The sequence below is a fragment of the Paenarthrobacter sp. genome (assembly GCF_031180005.1).
Taxonomy (GTDB): domain Bacteria; phylum Actinomycetota; class Actinomycetes; order Actinomycetales; family Micrococcaceae; genus Arthrobacter.
This window is the reverse complement of the sequence record NZ_JAPSHI010000001.1, coordinates 385,945-411,153: the sequence shown is the minus strand read 5'-3', so window position 1 is coordinate 411,153 and position 25,209 is coordinate 385,945. Positions and strand designations below refer to the sequence as shown.

The window sequence follows — 25,209 nt, the reverse complement described above, 5'->3', positions numbered from 1 at the left end:
CAGTACGTGCAGCGTAGTCTGCCGTGCATGGACGCTATACCCCAGCGACGATTCGACCCCCTGGCTGCGCTGCGGTCGGATACGGACCACCAATGCGACCTCCTCCTCACTGGAACGGTTTTCCAGGACATCATTTTCACCGGGCTCCCGCACGCGCCCGAACCCGGCACGGAGGTTTGGAGCGAGGGCATGGGCAGCTGCCCCGGTGGTGTAGCCAACCAGGCCATTGCCGCCGCGCGCCTCGGCTTGCGGACCAACCTCGCGGCAACGTTCGGGGACGACGGCTACGGTGATTACAACTGGCAGATCCTGGAAAGCCAGGAACACGTTGACCTCTCGCTCTCGCAGAGGGTGCCGGGCTGGCACTCACCGGTCACGGTGTCCATGTGCGTGAACCAGGACCGGTCCATGGTGACCCACGGCCACCCCGCGCCGATCAGTTCCTCTGAACTGATCGGGAAGCCACCTAAGGCGCTCGCCGCCGTCGCTGACCTGGGCGAGGAACTGGAACCGTGGATGCTCGCGGCGAAGGAGGCAGGCACCAAACTCTTCGGAGTGGTGGGCTGGGACCCAACAGGGGAGTGGTCAGAGCGACGGCTGGACCAGCTGGGAAACTTCTATGCCTTCCTACCCAATGCCCCTGAAGCGATGGCTTTTACCGGGAAGGCCGACCCCTGGGCGGCACTGTACTCCTTGGCGGACAGGGTTCCCGTCGCGGTGGTAACCCTCGGCCCCCAAGGCGCGGTGGCAGTGGATTCGGAGACCGGGGAAGAGGAGTGGGTGCCGTCCTTGCCTGTATCAGCCTCCGACCCCACGGGCGCCGGTGATTGTTTCGGGGCCGCCTTCATCGTGGGATGCCTGGCAGGGTGGAGGCTGGGGGACCGGCTCCGGTTCGCGAACCTTTGCGCTTCCTTGGCGGTCCAGGAAGTGGGCGGCTCGCTGGCAGCACCGGGTTGGGGCGACATCGCCGACTGGTGGCAACGGGCGAATGCGCGGAAGGAACGTCAGTCAAGTCAGTGGTTGCGGCGCTTCGCGTTTCTGGAACCGATCGTGAAGGACATCCCCGCGGAAGCACAGCGTCGGGCCCGGGCGACCATCGCGCATTTGTCGGACGCCCAGTAGCCGTGGGTGAGCCTGCACGCAACCGCGCCGTTATCCCGAGTTCACTGACAGCACTAGAATCTCTAGGGTGACTTACGAAGCAGCTGCAGATATCGGTATCGGGTCGAAGGCCTCCATAGCAAAGTCAGCGGTGCTGGAACGCTCCGCCGTGATTGACCTCGACGCCGTGCGGCACAACGTTCGTCAGTTCGTCGGTATCGCCTCCCCGGCCGCTGTTATGGCCGTAGTTAAGGCAGACGCTTACGGCCATGGTGCTGTCCAGGTTGCCCGGGCAGCCCTCGACGCCGGAGCGGCGTGGCTGGGTGTCGCCCACATCTCCGAGGCGCTCGCCCTGCGTGCCGCCGGAATTGATGCCCCGCTACTCGCCTGGCTGCACACCCGCGAAAGTAACTTCCAAGCGGCGGTGGCCGCCGGCATCGACGTCGGAATTTCCGGTTGGGAACTTGATGCCGTGGTGGCTGCCGCCCGGGAGCAGGAGCGGCCGGCGCGGGTGCACCTCAAAGTGGATACGGGACTGGGCCGGAACGGCTGCACAATCGCAGACTGGGACCAGTTGTTGGGCCAGGCCATGGAATACCAGGACCAAGGCCTCTTGCGGGTGGTGGGCATCTTCTCCCATCTCGCCGTTGCTGACGAGCCCCAACGTCCTGAAACGGATGATCAACTGGCTGTCTTCCGTGAAGCCATCGCCATGGCCGAAGACGCCGGCGTGGACACGGAGGTCCGGCACATTGCCAACACGCCTGCAGCATTGTCCCGCCCGGACTCACACTTCGACCTCGTCCGAGTGGGCCTTGGCATCTACGGATTGTCGCCCTTTGAAGGGGCTACGTCCGCGGAACTTGGCCTGCATCCCGCAATGACAGTCCGGACTCTTCTGTCCAACTGCAAGAAGGTGCCCGAAGGCCAGGGCGTTTCCTACGGACTCCATTACCGGACCAGCCAGGAAAGCACGCTGGGCCTGGTGCCGCTGGGCTACGCGGATGGCGTCCCCAGAATTGCCACTGGAGGTCCTGTTCGGGTGGCGGGCATCAACTACCCGGTGGTTGGCAGGATTGCCATGGACCAAATGGTCATTGACCTGGGGCCGGTGTCCCCTGAAGCGGCGGCAAGTCTCAAAGGCGCCGAGGCTGTCATGTTCGGCAACGGTGCCGACGGCGGGCCTACCGCTGATGATTGGGCGGCCGCGGCGGGAACCAACAACTACGAAATCGTGACGCGCATCAGCCCCCGGGTTCCACGCAGCTACGTCAATGAGATGTCCGCCCGGGCTGAAGTCACCACCGCAGCAGATAAGGCCACGCTGTGAGCGACGCCCAGTGGGAGCGCACGCTCACAGTTTCGACGGCGGAGCAGACCCATGCGCTCGCAGCAGCTTTGGCTGGGGTGCTTGAGGCCGGGGATCTCTTGGTCCTGACGGGCGAACTGGGTGCGGGTAAGACGACGTTCACCCAAGGACTTGGCGAGGGACTGGGAGTCCGCGCCGGCATCATTTCGCCGACGTTTGTCTTGGTACGGATCCACCCCAATCTTGCCGATGGACCCAGGCCCGGGGGCCCGGACCTGGTCCATGTTGACGCTTACCGGCTGGACTCGGCAGCAGAGATTGACGACATCGATCTCGAGAACACCATGGATACTGCGGTCACCGTGGTGGAGTGGGGCCGGGACCGGGTGGAGCATCTCTCTGACAGCCGCTTGGAAGTTGACCTTCTCAGGTCTGTTGGCGGGGATATCCCGGCAGCCACAACGGAAGGCGACGTGATGGACTTCGATACTGATGACGACGACGAACCCCGCACCATCGTCTTCCGTGGGTTCGGTCCCCGCTGGGCCGAGGCACCGCTACTCCTGGAAACTACTTCACCGGTGGAAGGCAACTGATGCTGATACTGGCCATTGATACCTCAGCGGTTGCCAGCGCGGCCCTGATCTCCGACGATGCCATGGAAAGCGTGGTGGATTCTTTCGCTACGGAGGACACCCGAAGCCACGCGGAAGTTCTGGCTCCCGGGATCGGGAAGCTCTTGGGCGGTGCCGGGGTCACCGGGGCGGACATCGATGCGATTGTCACGGGTGTGGGGCCGGGCCCGTTCACAGGACTCCGCTCCGGTATCGCGACCGCCCGCACTCTCGCCTTCGTGTGGGACAAGCCGTTGTACGGGCTCATGAGCCTGGATGCCATCGCCTTGGAAGTGGCGGAGTCCACCGCAGCCACCCCCGAATTCCTGGTGGCTACGGATGCCCGGCGCAAAGAGGTCTACTGGGCCCGTTACACCCTGGCCGAGGGCCAGCTTCCGGAACTGGTGGACGGCCCCCATGTTGGTTTCGCGTCTGAGCTTCCGGAGTTGCCGGTGTTCGGCGCGGGAGCAGGCTTGTACGCCGATGTCCTCAAGGCGGATGAAGATTTCGCCGCCTCCCAGCCGGATGCGGCCTCGCTGGGCCAATTCGCCTTGGCAAAGCTCACTGCCGGGCAGGCCTTGCTGGACTCAACACCCCTGTATTTGCGAGAGTCTGACGCCCAGGTGCCAGGCCCCAGGAAGCGTGCACTCTGATGGGAGGGGCACTGTGAAATTGTCACCCAAGCTGGAACTCGCGGGGGTTTCGCTGCGCGATATGACGGAGGCAGACGTCCCGGCCGTGGAGGCTCTGGAGCGCCGCTTGTTTCCCGTGGACGCTTGGCCCTTGCAGATGTTCTTTGACGAGTTGGCCCAGCCCGAGACCCGGAGCTACGTGGTGGCAGAGGTTGCAGGGGAGATCGTGGCTTACGCCGGATTGATGTGCATCGAGCCGATCGCGGACGTCCAGACGATCGCCGTCGTGCCTGAATTCGAAGGTAAAGGCATTGGCTCTGCCGTTCTGACAGAACTGATTGACGAGGCGCGGCGCCGTCGTGCCGAGGACGTCCTGCTGGAAGTCCGGGCGGATAACCCGCGCGCCCAGCAACTGTATTCACGGTTCGGCTTCGAGCAAATCCACGTCCGTCCCCGCTATTACCGGGACGGCACGGACGCCCTGATCATGCGGCTGGAACTGAACAAACCCCAAGAAGGAGCCACAGCGTGAGCGGGCAGTATCCGGAACAGCCAAAGCAGCCGCTGGTGCTTGGCATCGAGTCATCCTGCGACGAGACCGGTGTGGGAATCGTGCGGGGGACCACCCTGCTGACCAACACGGTGTCATCGTCCATGGAGGAGCATGTTCGCTTTGGCGGCGTCATCCCGGAGATCGCATCACGGGCACACTTGGACGCCTTTGTGCCCACCTTGCAGGAGTCGCTCCACGAGGCAGGCGTCACCTTGGACGACATCGATGCCATTGCCGTCACGTCCGGTCCGGGCCTCGCCGGCGCGCTCATGGTGGGGGTTTGCGCCGCGAAGGCGCTTGCCGTTGCCACTGGCAAACCGCTCTACGCCATCAATCACTTGGTGGCGCACGTTGGCGTCGGGCTGCTGGATGGTAGGGCAGCTTCGGGTGGGGCGCCCGACGCCGTTGCTGCCGCCGGCTTGGGTGCCGGCAGTCTGCCGGGGAACCTTGGCGCATTGCTGGTATCGGGTGGGCACACGGAAATCCTGCGCATCCGAAGCATCACGGACGACGTCGAGCTACTGGGATCGACCATCGACGACGCCGCTGGGGAAGCCTATGACAAAGTGGCCCGTATCCTTGGCCTTGGGTATCCGGGTGGGCCTGCCATCGACAAACTGGCACGTCAGGGCAACCCCAAGTCCATTCGTTTCCCGCGTGGGCTCACACAGCCCAAATACATGGGCACCGCGGAGGAGAAGGGCCCGCACCGCTACGACTGGTCCTTCAGCGGCTTGAAAACAGCGGTGGCCCGGTGCGTTGAGCAATTCGAAGCCCGCGGCGAGCAAGTTCCCGTGGCGGACATCGCCGCAGCGTTCCAGGAGGCCGTGGTGGACGTCATCAGTTCAAAAGCTGTCCTGGCCTGCAAAGAGCATGGCATTACGGACGTCCTGCTGGGTGGGGGCGTTGCGGCGAACTCGCGACTCCGGGAACTGACTGGGCAGCGCTGTACCTCCGCCGGAATCAAGCTGCACGTTCCGCCGCTGGACCTGTGCACGGATAACGGAGCCATGGTTGCCGCGCTCGGAGCGCAGCTGATCATGGCAGGCGTTGCTCCCAGCGGCGTCGGGTTCGCTCCGGACTCCTCCATGCCGGTAACTACGGTGTCAGTGCCTTCCTGAGCTTTGCCAGCTACGCGTCAGGTCCCTTGCGCATCTGTTGCACGAGGTCCATGACCACTGCCTGCAGGTCACCGTTGTGTTCTGCGGCCACTCGGCGCTGGCGCTGGTAGCTTGCTCCGCGCTCGATGATCTTCAAAACGTCTGCCAGTTCTTCGGTGCAACCCAGCTTCGCTGCGACGGGCTCCAACCGGGCGACGGTTTCCGTGAGGTGATCCGTGACCAGTTGCTCGTTGCCTTGGGCATCGAGGATGATGATGGCTTCCATGCCGTAGCGTGCGGCACGCCATTTGTTCTCCTGAACATGCCACGGCGGCATGGTGGGGATGCTGCCTCCGGAATCAAGGATGGAGGAGAACTCGTCCACCAGGCATTGCGTCAGCGCAGCGATGGCGCCTACTTCTTCAAGTGTGGCCAGGCCGTCGCAGATGCGCATCTCGATGGTGCCCAGGTTCGACACCGGCCGGATGTCCCAACGGATTTCCGACGTCGCGTCAATGACACCGGTGGTGAACATGTCCTGGACGTAGGACTCGTAGGCGTCCCATGTCTCGAACTGGAAGGGAAGCCCGGCGGTGGGCAGTTGCTGGAACATGAGCGCACGCTGGGACGCGTAGCCGGTCTCTTCGCCTGCCCAGTAAGGGCTGGAGGCGGACAACGCTTGGAAGTGCGGGAAGTAGTTGACCAAGCCGTCCAGAATGGGAAGGACCTTGTCCCGGCGGTCGATGCCCACGTGGACGTGAACGCCGTAGATCACCATCTGGCGGCCCCACCATTGGGTCCGCTCGATCAGCTTGGCGTAGCGCTCTTTGTCCGTGACGGGCTGGAGCAGGGGAGGGCTGAACGGGTGGCTGCCTGCGCAGAACACTTCCACGCCCATTGGATCGGTGACTTCACGGACGGCGGCGAGGGAACGGCTGAGGTCCTCCTTGGCGTCCTTGACCGTCTCGCAGATACCTGTGACCAGTTCCACGGTGTTGAGGAGCAGTTCGCGCTTGATATGGGGGTGTTCGTCGTCCTCGTTGAGGTCGGGGTGGTTCGCGGCGACGCCCTTCAGGACGTCGTTGGCCACTGATACCAATTCCCCTGTGCGTGCATTGACGAGCGCCAACTCCCATTCCACACCCAGTGTCGATTGCCTGGATGGCGCAAAATCAATCTGCACGTAGTCCCCTCATAGTCTGTCTCAGCCGGACACGGTTCCCCGCTGTGGGGCCGCCAGCGGTCGGATCAAGTCTAATGCAGCCGGAACGCAGGTGACTGCTGGGCGCTAAAGGGGAACAGCCTCTTCATTTGCTAATGAGAATCCTTCGCAATAGAATCGACGCATGCATCTCACAGTCCTCAGTTCCCTGGACAGCCAATGCCGGGAGTCAGCCGCTGCCAGGCTCGGCCAAACCCACGCCAATTCCGTGGTGGTCCTACACGATCTTCTGGACGGTTCGCTGGTCCTGCGGCGCATCTATCGGAACGGCCAGCTGTTCGAGCGCGAAACCACGGAATTGGAGCACGGCTGCCTTAGCTGCACCGTCAGGTTGGACGTAGTCCCGACGGCGGAACGGCTCGCCTCATGCGGCTTCGACCACGTGGTCCTGGGTCTCCCGCCCGGCGTCGCGGCCGGGATGGCCGTTACCGAGCTTCGGCGCGGATTGAGCCGCCCGGCGGTAATCGACAACGCCGTGCTGGCCCTGGACCCCGTAGACCTGGACGACCATATCTGGGACCGTCACACGCTGTTCGAATCAGGATTCACGTCCATGCCCACTGATGAGCGCACCAGTGGAGAATTTCTGATCGGCGAGTTCGGGCAGGTGGACACCGTGATGGTGCACCCCGGGCTGGGTGCTGTGCTGACCGGAGACCCTCGCGAAGGCTCCACGCAGTGGCTATTGGGTGTCGAATTGCTTGGCCAGTTGGCGTCCCACGCCAGCGTTGTTGGCGCGGCTGACGACTACCGGCCGGGATGCTTCGACGACGCCGAAGCATCGGCCCGTAACCGGCCCGGCGTCGTGCGTGTGCCCGTCAACGAAGCGAAAGGTTCCTTCCGGACGGTGCTCCATAAAGCGGGTCGACCACTGCATCCTGGACGCTTCCGCGATGCGCTTCCACAACTGGCGGCCGGTACGCACTGGCTGCGTGGCCGTCTGTGGATTGCTTCGGCGCCGAAAACGCGGATCGCCGTCCAGGGAATCGGGCCGCGCGTGTGGCTGGAAAGCACCGGAACGTGGTTGGCCGACTCGACTGAATCCACCCCTGGCCTGTCGCGCCCGGGAAAGGCGGGTGCCGACGTCGACTCTCTCCTGGACTGGCACCCCAGCCATGGCGACCGCGGAACCGTACTGGCCATCACTGGAAGGTCGGAGGACATTGATCCGCAGGAGATCATCGATCTGCTGGACGGTTGCCAACTGACGGAGGCGGAGATGAAACAGGATTTCGGCGTCTGGGATGACCCCTTGGAACTCAGCGACGCCCTCTAGGCCTAAACACCCAACACCCAACACAAAGGAGAAACACCATGAAGGTCAGGAATTCGCTGCGTGCCCTCAAAAAGATCCCCGGCGCCCAGATCGTGCGCAGGCGGGGGCGCACCTTCGTCATCAACAAGAACAACCCGCGGATGAAGGCGCGGCAGGGCTAGCCTAACGGCGTTGTTTAATGGGGGAATGCCAATCCTGAACAAAGACATGTCCCTGTGCATTTCGCTTGCGGCCCGGCCCAGCAATATCGGGACCAGGTTCCACAACTATCTGTACGATCTGCTCGGCCTGAACTTTGTCTACAAGGCATTCGCCCCCGCGGACATCACCCTTGCGGTAGCGGGCATCCGCGGCCTCCCGATCCGGGGCGCTGCGGTGTCCATGCCCTACAAGGAAGCCGTCATCCCCCTGGTTGACGTCATGGATCCGTCGGCTAAAGCCATTGATTCGGTGAACACCATCGTCAATAACCACGGTGTCCTCACCGCCTACAACACGGACTACATCGCGATCGCACGGCTCCTGAAGGACCACCAGGTTCCCAGCAGCCACACTGTGCTGCTTCGCGGTGCCGGCGGCATGGCCAAAGCCGTAGCCGCAGCCCTCCGGGACGCCGGGTTCGCCGCTGTAACCATCGTGGCCCGCAATGAGGGCACCGGCCGTGCGCTCGCAGACCTTTACGGCTTCGGGTGGCAGGACGACGTCAACGGCTCAACCGCGGACCTCATCATCAACGTCACTCCGCTGGGAATGGCGGGCGCGGATGAAACCGCCCAGTCTTTCGACGACGCCACTGTTTCCGCTGCCCAGGTGGTGTTCGACGTCGTGGCACTGCCGTCGGAGACACCGCTCATCACTGCTGCCCGGCAAGCCGGCAAGAAGGTGATTACGGGCGCCGAAGTCATCGCTATCCAAGCCGAGGAACAGTTCGTCCTGTACACGGGCGTGCGTCCGAGCGCTGAGCAGGTGCGTGAAGCCTCGGAATTCTCCCGCCGCTAACTCTTGTGACGCATCAGGTCGTCACTGGCTCCACGACAACAGCCACTCTTTCCTCGCCGATCCTGGTAAGGACCAAGGTGGCCGTTTTTGCATCCTTGCCCTTGGCCGGTTTGGCGGGAAGCAGTTGCTTCCGCAGCTCTTCAGGGGTCACAGCCGTGCCGCGTTTCTTGATATCCAGCACTGTGACGCCGTGGTTCTTCACCCATGCCTTGAGCGCCTTGACGTTGTAAGGCATTACCTCAAGTACCTTGTAGGCGCGGGCGAACGGGGTGTCGTGCAGTGCGGGGGCGCAGATGTAGGCGATGTGCTCGTCCACCAGATGCCCGCCCAGCCGATCTGCGACGTCGGCCACCAGACCTGCGCGGATCACCGCACCATCCGGTTCGTAGAGGAAGCCTTCAACAGGCCCGACGGCGGCTACCGGGCCGCCGTCGAAATCCGCGCCGCTGGTGATTTCAGCGGCGCCCTGGCTCCCAATAACCAGCGCGGCGCGACGCACGCCGGGGCGAGCCACTGCGTTGAACCATAAGGTCACTTCGGTAACGTCGCCGCCCACTGAGACCCACTGGGCTTCGCAGCCTGAGGGCACGGAATCGTGGGGAATGCCGGGTCCCATCTTGACGCCGATGGCGCGCCCCGTGGCTGCCAGGCGCTCCACGAAGGACAGCGGTGGTGAGAAAGCTTCGGGGTCCCAGATCCGCTTGGTGCCGGAGGTTGACGTTGTTCGACGCGCAGGATCCAGCCATACGCCGTCCATCCCGTCCAGCTCCACGGAGGTTGCATCCGCGTGCACCACGGTGGCATGCGGGAAGGGCATGAGATTGATGGTGGCGCAGGCGGCAGTGGTTTCATCCATCTCAACGGCTGTCACCGAAATGTCCATGGAAGCCATCGCCATGGAATCGGCGCCAAGGCCGCAGCCGAGGTCTGCAACGTGGGAGATGCCGGCCTTCGCGAAGCGCTCGGCGTGCCGTGCGGCGACATTCAAGCGCGTGGCCTGTTCCAAGCCGGCTTGGGTGAAGAGCATCTGCCGGGCGAATTCACCGAACTTCGCCTCCGCACGTGTCCGTAGCCGGGATTGCGTGAGCACCGCGGCTACGAGATCAGGGGAATGACCCGCCTTCCGGAGGTCGGCATTGACGCTGAACGAGTCGGCCTCGCGGTAGGGCCCCAAAGAGGCAAGAAGCTCCCATCCTTCAGTTGTCAGCAAGGGCGCGATCTGTTCCTGCGGTGCGTGAGGCATGGGATCAAGCCTAACGGCGCGGTGCTTGACAACGTGACCGGCGGATCAGCCGGATAGGGTTGTTTTCATGGAAGACAACGCAGCCCTGCATCACTCCACCATGACAAAGTTCGCTCGCCCGGCCCTGATCGCGGGGGCAGTGATCGCGGTGGTCTGCATCGGCCTGCTGATCATCATCTTCGCGCTGGATTCCTTCAATGCCGCCACCTATTCCGTCGCCGGCAAGAGCGTTAATGACCCCACGGAAGAAGCGCGGGGCATCCGCGAGCTCTATAGCGGCGCCAGGACTGGTGGAATCATCACGCTGGTGATCTCCGGCGTCGTAGCTGTTGCCGCTGCCGTAGTGCTCTATCTGAACCGTGGCAACGTTCCGTTGGACGAGGACGACGACGGCGAAGACTACGATCTGGACGACCTCACCGGCCGGTGACGGAGGTTCACTCATGACGAAATGCTGGCACTCGCCTTGACCGAGTGCTAACGCTTACATAGAGTCTTGTTAGCACTCTCCCCCGGAGGGTGCTAATCACGCCAAGCGTCTTCCGGCACCGCGACGACGGTTGTACGCTCCGGCACCCTAGTTCTTAGTCCATGAATCAGCTCATGAAAAGGAGAGTCCGAGTGTCGGTCTCGATTAAGCCTCTTGAGGATCGTATTGTTGTTCGCCCGCTCGAAGCAGAGCAGACCACGGCTTCCGGCCTGGTAATTCCGGACTCCGCACAGGAGAAGCCGCAGGAAGGCGAAGTTGTTGCAATCGGCCCCGGCCGCTTCGATGACAACGGCAACCGCGTACCGGTTGACGTAGCTGTTGGCGACGTCGTCATCTACTCCAAGTACGGTGGAACCGAAGTCAAGACCGGCGGCAACGAGTACCTCGTTCTGTCCGCCCGCGACGTCCTTGCGATCGTCGTAAAGTAACTTCCTGGAGCCCCGCACCGCCGTCGCGTTGGAATCATTCCAACCGTCAGCGGTGCGGGTTTTCTGTCTTGAAAGGACACAACCATGGCAAAGCAGCTTGCTTTTAACGATGCTGCCCGCCGGTCTCTTGAGGCCGGTATCGACAAGCTCGCCAACACTGTCAAGGTGACGCTTGGCCCGCGCGGCCGCAACGTCGTGCTGGACAAGAAGTGGGGCGCTCCCACGATCACCAACGACGGCGTGACCATTGCACGCGAAGTTGAGCTTGACGACCCCTACGAGAACCTTGGCGCACAGCTGGCCAAGGAAGTAGCCACCAAGACCAACGACGTCGCCGGTGACGGCACCACCACCGCTACCGTTCTGGCACAGGCACTGGTCAAGGAGGGCCTCCGCAACGTTGCTGCCGGCGCCGCTCCTGGCGAGATCAAGCGCGGCATCGAGGTTTCCGTCGAAGCCGTCGCAGCCCGCCTCCTGGAGAACGCCCGCGAAGTCGAAGGCACCCAGGTTGCCAGCGTCGCAGCCATCTCCGCGCAGAGCGACGAGGTTGGCGAACTGCTGGCTGAAGCGTTCGGCAAGGTTGGCAAGGATGGTGTCATCACCATTGAAGAATCCTCCACCACCCAGACCGAACTGGTCCTCACCGAGGGCATGCAGTTCGACAAGGGCTACCTTTCCCCGTACTTCGTTACCGACGCAGAGCGCCAGGAAGCTGTCCTTGAGGACGCCCTCATCCTGATCAATCAGGGCAAGATCTCCTCGCTGCAGGATTTCCTGCCGCTGCTGGAGAAGGCCCTGCAGGCCAACAAGCCGCTCTTCATCATTGCTGAAGACATCGAAGGCGAAGCCCTCTCCACGCTGATCGTTAACCGTATCCGCGGCACGCTCAACGTTGTTGCCGTCAAGGCTCCGGGCTTCGGCGACCGCCGCAAGGCCATGCTCCAGGACATCGCGACGCTCACGGGCGCCCAGGTTGTTTCGCCGGACCTCGGCCTGACCCTGGACAGCGTTGGCCTTGAGGTACTTGGTACCGCTCGCCGCATCACGGTGACCAAGGACAACACCACCATCGTTGACGGTGCAGGCACGGCCCAGGACGTAGCTGACCGCGTGGCGCAGCTGCGTGCTGAGCTCACCCGGACGGACTCCGACTGGGACAAGGAAAAGCTGCAGGAACGCCTGGCCAAGCTGGCCGGCGGCATCGGCGTGATCAAGGTTGGCGCAGCCACCGAGGTTGAGCTGAAGGAAAAGAAGCACCGCATCGAGGACGCCGTTTCCTCCACGCGTGCAGCCCTCGAAGAAGGCATCGTTTCCGGTGGCGGTTCCGCACTCATCCACGCCCTCAAGGCGCTGGACGAGTCCCCGGCCGTCAAGGCGCTGGAGGGTGACGCAGCAGCTGCTGTTGGCATCGTCCGCCGCGCCCTGGTTCAACCGCTGCGCTGGATCGCCCAGAACGCCGGTTTCGATGGCTTCGTGGTTGTGGCCAAGGTTTCCGAACTGGAAGCCAACCACGGCTTCAACGCCAAGTCCGGCGAGTACGAGGACCTGATCGCCGCCGGCGTGATCGACCCCGTCAAGGTCACCCGCTCGGCTCTCCGCAACGCCGCTTCCATCGCTGCCTTGGTTCTCACCACCGAGACCCTGGTTGCCGAGAAGCCGGCTGAGGAAGAAGACGCACACGCAGGCCACCAGCACTAACAGCCTGTTCCACAAAAGCCCCGGTCGCATTGACCGGGGCTTTTGTTGTTTCCGGGTGGAGTCGTGGCCTGTGTCGCGAGCTATTGTGGGCGTACGACGGCGGCGGTAACCTGACGCTATTACGGCGGCTTGGGTGCGCCATCCGGTCCGTTCCCGGTCGCAGGGTGAGCTATGACAGTTCCGGACACAGATTTGGACTTGGGACGCTCGGCATTCCACGAGCGTCGTTGGCGCGATGCGCTTGAGTGTCTCGCCCGCGCCGATGCCGGGGGCGGTCTTCCTCCGCAGGACATCGAGTTGGCGGCATCGGTGGCGATGTTGCTTGGCTTGAATGCCCAAAGCATCGAGTACCTGGCCAGGGCACACGAGGAATTCCTGACCATGGGGGACACCGACAGCGCGGCGAGGTGCGCCTCTTGGCTTGTCATGTTCCTGATGGACATGGGCGAGCAAGCCCGTGGCAACGGGTGGTTGGCCCGTGCCAAACACTTATTGGAGGGGATGGCGGGTCCTTGTGCCGCCGAGGGGTATCTTCTGATCCCGGCCGCCCTGGGTTTGTTGCGTACCGGAGCCCCTGAAATGGGACAGGGCCTGTTCGCTAGGGCCTTGGAGCTGGGTGCCTCATTCCATGACCAAGACCTCCGCGCCCTGGGCCAGCTTGGTGTAGGCACGTCCCAGGTTTCCCTTGGACATGTGGAAGAAGGGCTGCAAATCCTGGACGAAGTGATGGTTTCGGTTACCGCAGGTGAGATCTCTCCCATTCCTGCGGGCATCATCTACTGCGCCGTCTTGGGCAGTTGCCGTCTGTCACACGATGTCCGCCGCGCCCACGAGTGGACCGCGGCCTTGGAGCGGTGGTGTGGGGAGCGCCCGGACATGGTGATGTTCAGCGGGCAATGTCAGGCATACCGGGCAGAACTTCTCATACTCCATGGAGCGTGGGACGAAGCACTGGCAGTGGCGCGCGCGGCCGAAGGCAGGGTGAGGAAGGGCGATCCGGATGCCACGTTCGGATCCTGGTATCAGCAGGGCGAAGTGTTCCGCCTACAGGGGTTCGTGGAGGAAGCGGCGAAGGCCTACGCTACGGCCGCGGGGACGGGTTTCGAGCCTGTTCCCGGCATCGCACTGCTTCAGCTGGTCCAGAATAAAACCGCCCAGGCGCAGGCCACCATGCGACGCGCGATGGCTGATGCGGACTCAGCCAACCGTCGTCGATTGCTGCCTGCCGCCGTCGATGTTGAACTTGCCGTTGGGGATGTCGCCGCAGCCAGGCTCGCGCTGGACGAATTGGCCGAGCCACTCAACGAGGCAAGCCTGCCGCTGGAACTCGCCCTAGGTGCCCATGCCGCGGCGCAGGTGCTGCTGGCTGAAGGTCAACCCCAGGCAGCCCTGCGCGAGTCGAGACGCGCGTGGCGGACCTGGTACAGCCTCGAAGCTCCCTATCAGGCGGCCCGGTGCAGGGTACTTGCCGGGCGTGCCTGCGCCCTATTGGGTGACCCCGACTCTGCCGACATGGAGTTCGAAGCTGCCAAGGCCGAGTTCGCGGATCTCGGGGCAACCCCGGCTGTAGCCGAAGTCTTGGAACTTACCGGTGAGAAGAACAAGGGCAGCTCCCCACTGACAAGCCGCGAGCTGGAAGTCCTGCGGCTCGTGGCCGGTGGACATGCGAACCGGACTATCGCCAGGGAGCTTTACCTCAGTGAGAAGACCGTGGCACGGCATGTGAGCAACATACTCTCCAAGCTCGCCGTGCCGTCCCGGGCTGCCGCCACAGGCTATGCCTTTGAGCATGGCCTGATCCACTGACGCTGACGCAATGCTATTCCTGCGCAGAATTACCCATGCCCTATTGAGCGATTGGCTCATTTGCCCGACGCGGCGCCAGGCGTCGGCCTCATAGCGTGGCTTTATGAACATTCTTTGATCTTCCGGCTGGTCCCTTGTGGCTGCTGCACACCTTCTACGTCACAGCCTCTGCCGTGATGCTCGTGTGGTGTCTCCGGTATCGCAATGCGCCCGCTGCAGATCGTTTGCCAGGGGCCTTAACGGCAGATGTTCATGAACCACAGCAGGCCCATTAGTCCACCGCAAACCCGCAAAAAATACAGGAGAAGATCATGTCCACAATCCAGAATCGAGTGGTTGACACCATCATCGTGGGAGGTGGCCAGTCGGGACTCGCGCTTGGGTACTGGTTGGCCAAGCAAGGCCGGAACTTCCTCATCCTCGACGAACACCAGAGGCCAGGGGATGCTTGGCGCCAACGCTGGGACTCCTTGCGGCTCTTCACGCCGGCCAAGTATGACGGCCTTCCAGGCTTATCTTTCCCGGGTGACCGGTTGGTCTTTCCCACCAAGGATCAACTGGCCGACTATCTGGAGGATTATGTAGGCCGGTTCGGACTTCCGTTCGTTCCAGGCGTTCGTGTAGATGACATCGGCCGGGACGATGAGGCCTTTGTGCTTAAGGCCGGAGACCGTGAATGGCGTAGCGAAAACGTGGTGATTGCCACCGGCGGGCACCGGATCCCGAAGCTGCCGGCGTTCGCGGGCGAGTTGGATCCAAGCATTCTGCAACTGCACTCGCAGGATTACAAAAACCCCGCTCAGTTGAAGGAAGGCCCCGTGCTGGTGGTGGGACTGGGCAATTCCGGTGCCGAGATTGCCCTTGAAGTTGGCAGCTTCCACCCCACGTTCGTGGCAGGCAAGCCCAGCGCCGAGATGCCCATGCGGCACGGCAGGACTGCTGCACGTTTTGCCCTCCCCGTGGTCCGGTTCCTGGGCCTGCACGTTCTCAACCTCAACACACCCGTGGGACGAAAAGCCGCTCCTGACTTCAAGGCCAAGGCTGCCCCGCTGATCCGCACCAAGACGAAGGACCTGGCCGCCGCGGGTGTCCACCTCAAGCCGAGGCTGGTTGCGGTTGTGGATGGACACCCGGTCTTGGAAGACGGCACGCGGGTGGACGCCGCGAATGTCATCTGGTGCACCGGCTATCACGAGGATTACTCGTGGGTGAACCTACCGGCGTTTGACGATCACGGTGAACCCCGTCAAACCAGGGGAGTGGCTGACGAGGTCCCGGGCGTGTACTTCATCGGCCAGGAGTTCCTGTTCGCGGCCGCTTCGGCAACTTTGCCGGGAGTGTGCAGGGACGCCCGATACCTCGCCAACCGGGTCACTGCGCCGCGTTCCACTGGACTGGTGAACGTGTAATGGCTCACGTTAGGGAGGGGCGTGCCCAGCGGCGGTGTTGACGAGCCCAGGGAGTATCAGCACAGGTCACGCACAGGTTCGGGTGGCACAATGTATGGCTGGACCTGTGCTGATGGGGCTTCGGATGGCGGCCAGGGACACCCTTCCGCATCGGTTGCGCGACTGAAACCGCGTAATATTGACCCTTTGTGCCAGAGCTTTGAGGAACTGCCTAACGTGACGACGCCAACGATTCCAGCCCCTGCCCACCACGGTAGGCGCTCTGCCGGACCCGTTGCAAAGTCTAATTTCCGCCCTGAAATTCAGGGCCTTCGATCCCTCGCAGTCCTGATGGTGGTCAGTTACCACATCTGGATCGGCAGGGTCTCCGGAGGCGTTGATGTCTTCCTCCTGATTTCAGCGTTCCTCATGACCCTCCAGTTCACGGGACGTTATAAACAGGGCCGCCCCATGGACCTTGTGCGCCACTGGCTGCACCTGTTCAGGCGCTTGCTGCCCGCCGTCGTCGTGGTTCTCGTGGGCACTCTCGCAGCAACCTTCGTCTTCCTGCCCGCCACGCGTTGGGTTGAAATTGTCCAGCAAACCTGGGCTTCGCTGTTCTATTTTGAAAACCGGCTGTTGCAGGAGTTGGCGGTGGACTATTACGCTACCGACCACAGCATGGCGAGCCCTGTGCAGCACTTCTGGTCCTTGTCCATCCAGGGCCAAGTGTTCATTCTATGGCCCATCATCTTTGCAACGGTAGCGCTGGTGTGCCGCCGTTTTGCCCTCCGTTACCGCGCCACTCTGGTGTATGTTTTCGCGATCATTTTCCTGGTCTCGTTTATCTACTCCATCATCTTCACTGCCAGCAACCAGGCCGTGGCATACTTCGATACCTTTGCCCGTTTGTGGGAATTCGCCTTGGGCACGCTGGTGGCATTGGTGCTACCGGGCCTGAACTTCTCCAAACCTGTCCGGGTGATCTTGGGATGGGTAGGGGTGGCAGCGATGCTCACTTGCGGCATCCTGTTGCAAGTACAGACTGCGTTCCCGGGATTCGTCGCCTTGTGGCCTACGCTGGCGGCGGTCGCGGTGATCGCGGCCGGTCAGACCGGGAGCCGTTACGGCGTGGACCGGATCCTGAGTTCCAAATTCCTGGTCCGGCTCGGTGACAACTCCTACGCCCTTTACCTCTGGCACTGGCCCATTCTGGTAATTGCCTTGGCCTGGAGCGGCAAGGGTCAAGCCGGTTGGCTTTCCGGCACGGCCATCATTGCACTGTCACTCGTATTGGCTTTCCTGACCACAAGGTTCGTTGAGAAGCCGTTCCGGGAATGGAAATGGCCCGAGATGAAGCGCCGCCGCTCGGTCATCGCGATCGTAACCTGCCTGGCAGTCGTGTCTGCACCCTTGCTCGCTTTCCAGTACAGGCTGGACTTGGACCAGCAAGCCGCCGAGGCGCGAATGGTCTTCGATAATCCCGGGGCGAAGGCACTCCTGCCCACTTATGTGAATGAAGCGGCTCCAAACGCGCTCACCCAGCCCACCGCGGAAAGAATCGGGCGTGACTGGGCCCAACTGCCCGACGGGTGCTCCGGGGACACGAAACCCGAATCGAAGTTGCTGCAGGACAACTGCCGGCAGAACGGTGTTGGCTCCGACGCCACCAAGACAGTACTGGTGGTAGGCAACTCCCATTCCCAGCAGTGGCTTGCCGCCTTGGAAGTGTTGGCGGAGCAGCATCATTGGCGCCTCTACTCGCTGCTGTACGGAGCATGCCCCTTCATGACGGAAGATCCCGAGTCGGAGCCCGGCTGTAACGAGTTCAACAGCGACGTGCGCAGCCACATCCGTGACCATGCGCCGGATGCCATCTTTATGGTGGGCACGGCGGCTGTGTCGTCCTTGCCTGACGAGAGACTGACCCACGGCTTTGAGGACCTTGTTCCGGAGGTGACAGCACTGGGCATCCAGATGGTGGCAGTGCGGGACAACCCAAGGTTTACGTACAGCCTGACGGACTGCGCCCTCGCCAAAGGGGTGGACAGCCCTGATTGCCGCCCGCTGAAGTCGGACGTCCTGGCTGAGCCCAGCCCCTTTGAGGCCGTGACGGGCAAATACCAGGACCTGATCCTGCTGGATATGACCGATCTAGTGTGCCTGGGGATTTACTGCCCGCCCATCATCGGCAACACCTTCGTCTACTTGGATGACAACCACCTGACCAAAACGTACGTCAAGAGCATGGCGGGCATGCTCGATGAAAGGTGGTTTGCCGCGACAGGGTGGCAACGATGATGGACACACGCGCAAGAGCGGCTGCCCCGGCGGTCAAGGAATCCACGACGTCGAAACCCGGCTTTCGCCCGGAAGTCCAAGGCCTCCGTGCACTGGCAGTGCTCATGGTCGCGGCCTACCATATCTGGCTCGGCAAGGTCTCGGGCGGCGTGGACGTCTTCCTCCTGATCTCGGCTTTCCTGCTGACGTTGTCCTTCACCCGCAAGCTTGAAAGTCATAAGCCACTTCGACTCCTGCGGCATTGGCTCCACGTGTTCAAGCGCCTGCTGCCCGCCGTCGTCGTTGTCCTGCTGGCGGTCCTGGCCGGGACCTGGGCGCTCATTCCGCAGAGCCGGTGGCCCGATATCCTCACGGAGGCCTGGGCATCCCTCATGTATCGGCAAAACTGGCAGCTGGCCGCTTTCGCGGTGGACTACTACGCCCAGCAGCACGTTCACGCCAGCCCCCTGCAACACTTTTGGTCGTTATCCGTGCAAGGCCAGGTGTTTATTCTTTGGCCGTTGATCTTCGCCGGAGTCGCACTGCTGCAGCCGCAGCTGGCTAAGATGATTCCGCAGCGGAAGGTCATAACCCATAGGCAACTGCTGTTCATCGCCTTCGGTGCGGTCTTCCTGGCATCGCTTGTGTTCTCCATTGAGCAGACCGCCAACAACCAAGCCCACGCGTACTTTGATACCCGTGCCCGCCTGTGGGAATTCGCTTTGGGTTCTCTTCTGGCCCTGGCCATTCCCTACCTGAAACCAGGACGCCGGTTCCGTGTTTTCCTTGGGTGGTTCGGTATCGCAGCAATGCTCGCCTGCGGACTGATGCTCACAGTGGACCGCTCCTTCCCTGGTTTCGTAGCACTCTGGCCCACCCTTGCGGCCGCAGCCGTCATTATCGCGGGGCACAGCGGTAGCCCCTTCGGTGTTGACCGTTTCCTGGGCTCGCGGGCGCTGGTCATGGTGGGTGACAACTCGTACGCCCTCTACCTGTGGCACTGGCCGGTTTTGGTGTTCTTCCTCCTGGCCACCGGCACTACCGCGCCCAGCCTCCTCCAAGGCCTGGGAATCATGACGGTTTCCATGCTGTTGGCCGTCGCCACCACAAGATATGTGGAAGTGCCCCTGCGCCGCTGGAAGTGGCCGGACGTGCGGTCCTGGAGGGCCGCCGTCGTGATTGCCTCGTGCGGTGCGTTGTTGGCATTACCTGTCACGGTGTGGCAAAGCGCCATCTCCGCTGAAGCTGCAGCGATTGCGGATCAGCCCCACGAGCTGACGCCGGGTGCTGCCGCGTTGTCGCCCGAGTACACGGGTAAGCCGAGTGAAGAAGCCCTGATCATCCCGGCGCCCGCAGCTATGAAGGACGAGTGGGCAAACGTCGATGGTCAGTGCACCGGCGACAACGTACCAAGCGATCCTTTGCTGCAGGACTGCCTGCAGAATGAGGAACCGGAGGTGGTCACCAAGAGGATTGTGGTGCTCGGTGATTCCCATTCCCAGCAGTACACGGCTGCCCTTGGCCCGATTGCCAAAAAGCACGGCTGGGAAGTGGTGACGCTGCTTAAAGGTGGCTGCCGGTTCGGTGCCCAATCACCGGAGCGCCCGGATTTCTGCAACGAATTCAACAAGGCAAGTGCCGCCTACGTGATGGAGCACAAGCCGGATGCAGTTTTCACTGTTGCATCCCTCACTCACGTCGACGCTCCCTTTGAAACCGAAGTACCTGGATACCTCGAAGGCATCAAGCCGTTCACGGACCTGGGAATCGATGTTGTGGGTGTCCGGGACAACCCACGGTTCAGCTTCAATGTGCCCGAGTGCGTGCAGAAGAAGGGCAAGGATTCGCCCGACTGCAATGTGCCTCTTGAAGAATCCTTGGCGGCGTCGTCACCCTTGGACGATTACGTCGGCAAGGTGGAACGGTTGTACCTGATGGACATGAGCGATTTCATCTGCGAGCAGGGGACCTGTCCTGCGGTGGTTGGGAACGTCTACGTCTATAAGGACGACAACCACCTCACCAAGACCTATGTTCAAACCATGATCCCGATGTTTGAACAGCGGCTGCTGGCCGCTACCGGGTGGTCCGCGAGCTAGGTTCACCGTTCGTCGGCCGTCTCAAACGTACGACGGCGGCCTGCCGCCAGTGCTGTTGCTCACAGTCAGGCGTCGCGGAATATGGCGATCGGCGCGGAGGTTCTAGTATTTATCCAATACCTTCTGCACAGGCAACTTTTGCACAGGTACTCTCTGCACAGGCCAGTCCCGTAATGACGGGCTGGTCATCAGTTGCAACCCCTACCAGTTAAGCCCCCGGAACCCAGGTAAGAGGCGCACACTCATGACCCAGCCCGAACACGATCCCTTTGGCTTTGTTGGCCTGACCTACGATGACGTCCTGTTGCTTCCCGGCCACACAGACGTCATCCCGTCCGACGCTGACACGTCCTCCCGTATTTCCAAGCGCATCTCAGTACAGACTCCCTTGCTTTCGGCAGCAATGGATACCGTGACCGAGTCCCGCATGGCCATCGCCATGGCCCGTCAGGGTGGTCTGGGCGTGGTTCACCGCAACCTGTCCATCGATGACCAGGCCGAGCACGTTGACCGCGTCAAGCGCAGCGAATCCGGCATGATCACCAACCCGCTGACCATTGGCCCGCAGGCAACGCTGCAGGAGCTGGACGAGCTGTGTTCCCGCTACCGTGTTTCCGGGCTTCCCGTCGTGGACACGGACGGACGCCTGCTGGGTATCGTCACCAACCGCGATACCCGCTTCATTCCGGAATCGGAATTCCCGCTGCGCAGCGTCAGCGACGCCATGACCAAGATGCCGCTCATCACCGGTCATGTGGGTATCAGCCGTGAAGAAGCCTCGCACAAGCTGGCCACCAACAAGATCGAGAAGCTTCCGCTCGTTGATGAGCAGGGCCGCCTGATGGGCCTCATCACCACCAAGGACTTCACCAAAGCGGAGCAGTACCCGTTGGCCACCAAGGATGACGAAGGCCGCCTTCGCGTGGGTGCCGCCATCGGTTTCTTCGGTGACGGTTGGGAACGCGCCATGAAGCTTATCGACGCCGGCGTGGACGCACTGTTCGTTGATACCGCCAACGGTCACTCCCAAGGTGTGCTGGACATGATCCGCCGCCTGAAGTCTGATCCCATCGCGGCGCATGTAGACATCATCGGCGGCCAGGCAGCCACTCGTGAAGGTGCCCAGGCACTGATCGACGCCGGTGCTGACGGCATCAAGGTAGGCGTGGGTCCGGGGTCCATCTGCACCACCCGCGTCGTCGCCGGCGTGGGCGTACCGCAGATCACCGCCATCTACGAATCCGCCAAGGCAGCAATCCCTGCCGGTGTTCCGCTGATTGCCGACGGCGGCCTCCAGTACTCGGGCGACATTGGCAAGGCACTGGTTGCCGGAGCCGACACCGTGATGCTGGGCTCCCTCCTCGCCGGCTGTGAAGAGTCCCCGGGCGAGCTCATCTTCGTCAACGGCAAGCAGTTCAAGAGCTACCGTGGCATGGGCTCCCTTGGGGCGATGCAGTCCCGTGGCAAGAACACGTCCTACTCCAAGGACCGTTACTTCCAGGCCGATGTCTCGGGCGACGACAAGCTCATCCCCGAAGGCATCGAAGGCCGCGTTGCCTTCCGCGGCCCGCTGGCCTCCGTGGCTTACCAGTTGGTGGGTGGCCTCCGCCAGACCATGTTCTACACGGGCGCCCCCACCATCCCGGAGCTGAAGGCACGCGGCAAGTTCGTCCGCATCACGTCCGCAGGCCTGAAGGAATCGCACCCGCATGACATTCAGATGACCGTCGAAGCCCCGAACTACGGCTCCCGCTGATCACCTATTTGTTAAACAGCTGTTCCCTGTGGAAGTTTCCATGGGGAACAGCTGTTTAAAACGACGCGACATAATTGTCGGTCCCGAAGAATAGGCTGGGCACATGCCAGAAGAGCCCGCACAACCGCGGCACCCGGAGTCGGTCCGGCTGAACCCAGTCCCACCGGGCAAGACGCCGCCACGCAAGCTCGCCTTGCGGCCGTACGCCCGCGCCGTCGGGCAGGTCCTTAAGGTGAGCTTCAAAGCTTCACCCGGCGCGGTCATCATGAAGGTGGCAGGGTCTTTGATTTCGGCCACGTTGCCGCTGGTCACCACGTATTTCGCTGCGTTGACCACCACAGCACTGGCGGCCGGTTATGCGGGAGACCCCGACGCCGGTCCGCGGGCCATTCTGTACGTCATCATCACTGCGGCGTTGGGATTGTTCTGGGGCGCCTTCAGTAGTGTTGACCGTTACATCCAGCAGTTGATGAGCTTCAAAGTGGGCGCCATCGTAGGCGACATGATGTACCAGCGCTTCCTCGCGCTGGAATTCTGGCGCTATGACGATAAAGAAACCGTGGATCTTTACGACCGCGCCAAGCGGTTCTCCGATTCGTATGCCCGCGTCCTGGATCGGATTGCCGCCATCTTCACACAGCTCGTTTCCGTGGTCCTGGCCATCGGTGCTTTGCTCCTGGTCAGCTGGTGGATTGCAGTCATCGTACTGGTGGCCATCGTGCCCAGCGTCTACCTGCAGTTCAAACTGTCCCGCGAACAGATCGCGCATTGGAATACGCAGGTGGATTCGAGGCGGCAACGCCGGATGATCGAACAAAACCTGCTGCGGCCCCAACACATTGCCGAGATGCGGCTGTACGGGATCGTTGGGTACCTCATGGATCTGCGATCGAGGCTGCGGGATGCTGACGAACGCAGGCGCCTGGACTTCCAAAAGCGATACATCCCCAAGCAGCTTGCCGCCGATTCCCTGCAATACGGAGCCGAGGTTGTGTCCCTGATCTGGGTTGTTGGCCAGATCATCGCCAGGGCACAGCCGGTGGGTCAGTTCCTGTACGTGCAGCAGATTGTGAGCCGCGCGCTATCCACTGCCAACAGCCTTGTCTCTTCGCTGAGCTCCATAGACGAGGACCTCGCCAACCTCAAAGACTACGAGCTTTTCATGGCCCTTCCTGTCCCCAGCGGAAAAGAAAAGCCGTTGTCCACGTCGCCCGCCACCGTGGAACTGCGGGACATCCGGTTCAGCTACACGGGGAGCGATATCGAAGTCATCAAGGGCATCTCCATGACCATCAGGGCAGGTCAGCACATCGCTATTGTGGGGGAGAACGGTGCCGGTAAATCAACACTGATCCGGATCCTGGCAGGACTGTACCGCCCCGATTCCGGCCAGGTTCTGCTCGACGGCGTGGACCTCGCCGGGATTGACGTCACCAGTTGGCACCGTCACCTCGCAGTGCTGAGCCAGGAGTTCCTGAAATATGAGTTCGCCACCGCGGCAGAGAACATCTATCTCGGCGATGTGGACCAGCCCCGGGACGACGACCGGGTCCGGCGGGCGGCCTCGGACGCAGAAGCCATGGAATTCATCAACAAGTTGCCCAACGGCTTGGAGAACCACGTCAGCAATTGGATGGAGGACCCCCGCGGACGCAAGGGAAGCGGGCTGTCGGGTGGCCAATGGCAGCGTCTGGCCATGGCACGCAACTTCTACCGCGATGCTTCGTTCATGGTCATGGACGAGCCCACGTCAGCCATCGACGCTCTGGCGGAACATCGTATTTTCACCCGGCTTTTCGCAGACCGGAGCAGCACCATCATTGCCATCAGTCATCGCTTGGCCACCATCGAGAAGGCAGACATTGTGTACATGCTGGAGGACGGCCGCATTGCAGAGCAGGGAACCCATAAGGAACTGGTGGCATTGAAGGGACGCTATTTTCGGATGTTCGAATCCCAGCTCTCGGTGGATGAGACCAGCCGGAACACCTAGGGGGAAACCGGGGCCTTCGTTTTGGTGGGATAAACTCGAGCAGTGACTTATGAGATTGAGATTGGCCGTGGCAAGCGTGGGCGTCGTGCCTACTCCCTGGATGACATCGCGATCGTCCCGAACCGCCGGACGCGTGACCCGAAGGACGTCTCTGTCTCCTGGCAGATCGACGCCTACAAGTTCGACACCCCCGTTATCGCGGCTCCCATGGACTCAGTGATGTCCCCGGACACTGCCATCGCTTTTGGTCGTCTCGGCGGCCTGGGAGTCCTTGACCTCGAAGGTCTCTGGACGCGTTACGAGGATCCCCAGAAGGTTCTTGACGAGATCGCGGACCTGGCTGACGAAACCAACAGCCCTGCAGTCACGCGGCGCATGCAGGACCTTTACCAGGCACCCATCCAACCTGAACTCATCAGTTCCCGCTTGGCCGAGATCCGCGCCGCCGGCGTGACCGTAGCAGGATCCTTGACCCCGCAGCGCACCCAGGAGCATTACAAGACCGTGGTGGCTGCCGGCGTCGACATCTTTGTTATCCGTGGAACCACGGTTTCAGCTGAGCATGTCTCCAAGAATCACGAGCCCCTGAACCTCAAACAGTTCATCTATGAACTCGATGTTCCCGTGATTGTAGGCGGAGCAGCCGGCTACACGCCCGCCCTGCACCTCATGCGCACCGGCGCTGCCGGCGTCCTGGTCGGCTTCGGCGGCGGCGCCACCACCACTACGCGTCGGGCCCTCGGTATCCACTCGCCCATGGCTTCAGCCATTTCCGATGTCGCTGCCGCCCGCCGCGATTATATGGACGAGTCCGGTGGGCGTTATGTCCACGTCATTGCCGACGGCGGAATGGGCAGCTCCGGCGACATCGTCAAGGCCATTGCCATGGGTGCCGACGCCGTCATGCTTGGCAGTGCACTGGCGCGTGCCGAAGAGGCACCGGGCCGGGGCTGGCACTGGGGTCCTGAAGCACACCACCTTGAATCGCCCCGCGGCGATCGCGTCAATGTCGGAACGGTTGGTCCATTGGAAGAGGTCCTCTTCGGACCCGGCCACCACACCAACGGAACGTCCAACCTTATTGGCGCCCTGCGTCGCTCCATGGCGACCACCGGCTACTCGGACCTCAAAGAGTTCCAGCGCGTCGACGTCGTGGTTTCGCCCTACGCAGGCAACTGATAACTACCCGCTGAAAGCCCCTGTTGGCTCCGAATCCCATCGG

General features: G+C 62.2%; 21 protein-coding genes. 19 read left to right on the top strand and 2 right to left on the bottom strand.

Annotation, left to right across the window (positions count from 1 at the left end):
• Window positions 1–27: 27 nt before the first annotated feature.
• The 6 genes from RIF72_RS01875 to tsaD all read left to right on the top strand — a co-directional run bounded on the left by RIF72_RS01875 (window position 28) and on the right by tsaD (window position 5,330).
• Window positions 28–1,122 carry a carbohydrate kinase family protein gene (locus RIF72_RS01875; protein ID WP_309073190.1) on the top strand — a complete coding sequence of 365 codons (1,095 nt, stop codon included), beginning with the start codon at window positions 28–30 and terminating at the stop codon, window positions 1,120–1,122.
• Between the two features lie 67 nt (window positions 1,123–1,189).
• Window positions 1,190–2,431: an alanine racemase gene (gene alr, locus RIF72_RS01870; protein ID WP_309073189.1), complete on the top strand. Its 1,242-nt coding sequence runs from the start codon at window positions 1,190–1,192 to the stop codon at window positions 2,429–2,431.
• Complete coding sequence (gene tsaE, locus RIF72_RS01865) at window positions 2,428–3,006, top strand: tRNA (adenosine(37)-N6)-threonylcarbamoyltransferase complex ATPase subunit type 1 TsaE (RefSeq protein WP_309073188.1); 579 nt, start codon at window positions 2,428–2,430, stop codon at window positions 3,004–3,006. Before alr ends, tsaE begins: the two co-directional genes overlap by 4 nt.
• The gene (tsaB, locus tag RIF72_RS01860) at window positions 3,006–3,677 is read left to right on the top strand and encodes a tRNA (adenosine(37)-N6)-threonylcarbamoyltransferase complex dimerization subunit type 1 TsaB (protein WP_309073187.1); all 672 of its coding nucleotides are present in this window, start codon (window positions 3,006–3,008) and stop codon (window positions 3,675–3,677) included. The genes tsaE and tsaB overlap by 1 nt, the downstream gene beginning before the upstream one ends.
• A gap of 13 nt (window positions 3,678–3,690) precedes the next feature.
• A complete protein-coding gene (gene rimI / locus RIF72_RS01855; protein ID WP_309073186.1) occupies window positions 3,691–4,188 on the top strand; it encodes a ribosomal protein S18-alanine N-acetyltransferase in 498 nt (165 codons plus the stop codon).
• Window positions 4,185–5,330: a tRNA (adenosine(37)-N6)-threonylcarbamoyltransferase complex transferase subunit TsaD gene (gene tsaD, locus RIF72_RS01850; RefSeq protein ID WP_309073185.1), complete on the top strand. Its 1,146-nt coding sequence runs from the start codon at window positions 4,185–4,187 to the stop codon at window positions 5,328–5,330. Before rimI ends, tsaD begins: the two co-directional genes overlap by 4 nt.
• A gap of 10 nt (window positions 5,331–5,340) precedes the next feature.
• On the opposite strand, the gene RIF72_RS01845 is transcribed toward tsaD, so the two are convergent.
• Window positions 5,341–6,492 (bottom strand): glutamate--cysteine ligase, encoded by a 1,152-nt coding sequence (locus RIF72_RS01845; RefSeq protein ID WP_309073184.1) that lies wholly within the window; start codon window positions 6,490–6,492, stop codon window positions 5,341–5,343.
• Window positions 6,493–6,655: 163 nt separating this feature from the next.
• Here RIF72_RS01845 and RIF72_RS01840 point away from each other — a divergent pair, with 163 nt between their 5' ends.
• Genes RIF72_RS01840 through RIF72_RS01830 form a run of 3 tightly spaced genes read left to right on the top strand, consistent with a single transcriptional unit; the run spans window position 6,656 to window position 8,806 of the window.
• Window positions 6,656–7,807, top strand: a complete 1,152-nt coding sequence (locus tag RIF72_RS01840; protein WP_309073183.1) for a GTP-binding protein — start codon at window positions 6,656–6,658, stop codon at window positions 7,805–7,807.
• A gap of 38 nt (window positions 7,808–7,845) precedes the next feature.
• Window positions 7,846–7,968, top strand: coding sequence for a type B 50S ribosomal protein L36 (gene ykgO / locus RIF72_RS01835; RefSeq protein ID WP_011775528.1), 123 nt, complete (start codon window positions 7,846–7,848; stop codon window positions 7,966–7,968).
• A gap of 25 nt (window positions 7,969–7,993) precedes the next feature.
• Window positions 7,994–8,806 (top strand): shikimate 5-dehydrogenase, encoded by an 813-nt coding sequence (locus RIF72_RS01830; protein WP_309073182.1) that lies wholly within the window; start codon window positions 7,994–7,996, stop codon window positions 8,804–8,806.
• Between the two features lie 13 nt (window positions 8,807–8,819).
• Here the strand turns inward: RIF72_RS01830 and RIF72_RS01825 are convergent, their stop codons facing one another.
• On the bottom strand, window positions 8,820–10,049 hold the full coding sequence (locus tag RIF72_RS01825; RefSeq protein WP_309073181.1) for a class I SAM-dependent methyltransferase: 1,230 nt from the start codon (window positions 10,047–10,049) through the stop codon (window positions 8,820–8,822).
• A gap of 67 nt (window positions 10,050–10,116) precedes the next feature.
• Here RIF72_RS01825 and RIF72_RS01820 point away from each other — a divergent pair, with 67 nt between their 5' ends.
• The 10 genes from RIF72_RS01820 (at window position 10,117) to RIF72_RS01775 (ending at window position 25,166) form a co-directional block, all read left to right on the top strand.
• Entirely contained in the window at window positions 10,117–10,479 is a 363-nt protein-coding gene (locus tag RIF72_RS01820) for a hypothetical protein (protein WP_309073180.1), read from the top strand.
• Window positions 10,480–10,670: 191 nt separating this feature from the next.
• Window positions 10,671–10,967: a co-chaperone GroES gene (gene groES, locus RIF72_RS01815; protein WP_011775524.1), complete on the top strand. Its 297-nt coding sequence runs from the start codon at window positions 10,671–10,673 to the stop codon at window positions 10,965–10,967.
• A gap of 84 nt (window positions 10,968–11,051) precedes the next feature.
• Complete coding sequence (gene groL, locus RIF72_RS01810) at window positions 11,052–12,665, top strand: chaperonin GroEL (protein ID WP_144648556.1); 1,614 nt, start codon at window positions 11,052–11,054, stop codon at window positions 12,663–12,665.
• Window positions 12,666–12,836: 171 nt separating this feature from the next.
• Window positions 12,837–14,471 carry a LuxR C-terminal-related transcriptional regulator gene (locus RIF72_RS01805; RefSeq protein ID WP_309073179.1) on the top strand — a complete coding sequence of 545 codons (1,635 nt, stop codon included), beginning with the start codon at window positions 12,837–12,839 and terminating at the stop codon, window positions 14,469–14,471.
• A gap of 311 nt (window positions 14,472–14,782) precedes the next feature.
• Window positions 14,783–15,880 (top strand): NAD(P)-binding domain-containing protein, encoded by a 1,098-nt coding sequence (locus RIF72_RS01800; protein ID WP_309073178.1) that lies wholly within the window; start codon window positions 14,783–14,785, stop codon window positions 15,878–15,880.
• Between the two features lie 216 nt (window positions 15,881–16,096).
• A complete protein-coding gene (locus RIF72_RS01795) occupies window positions 16,097–18,160 on the top strand; it encodes an acyltransferase family protein (protein ID WP_309073177.1) in 2,064 nt (687 codons plus the stop codon).
• Window positions 18,157–20,238, top strand: coding sequence for an acyltransferase family protein (locus RIF72_RS01790; protein ID WP_309073176.1), 2,082 nt, complete (start codon window positions 18,157–18,159; stop codon window positions 20,236–20,238). The genes RIF72_RS01795 and RIF72_RS01790 overlap by 4 nt, the downstream gene beginning before the upstream one ends.
• A gap of 244 nt (window positions 20,239–20,482) precedes the next feature.
• On the top strand, window positions 20,483–21,994 hold the full coding sequence (guaB, locus tag RIF72_RS01785) for an IMP dehydrogenase (RefSeq protein ID WP_309073175.1): 1,512 nt from the start codon (window positions 20,483–20,485) through the stop codon (window positions 21,992–21,994).
• A 103-nt stretch (window positions 21,995–22,097) separates the two neighbouring features.
• Window positions 22,098–23,987: an ABC transporter ATP-binding protein gene (locus RIF72_RS01780; protein WP_309073174.1), complete on the top strand. Its 1,890-nt coding sequence runs from the start codon at window positions 22,098–22,100 to the stop codon at window positions 23,985–23,987.
• A 42-nt stretch (window positions 23,988–24,029) separates the two neighbouring features.
• The gene (locus RIF72_RS01775) at window positions 24,030–25,166 is read left to right on the top strand and encodes a GuaB3 family IMP dehydrogenase-related protein (protein ID WP_091468893.1); all 1,137 of its coding nucleotides are present in this window, start codon (window positions 24,030–24,032) and stop codon (window positions 25,164–25,166) included.
• Window positions 25,167–25,209: the final 43 nt, after the last annotated feature.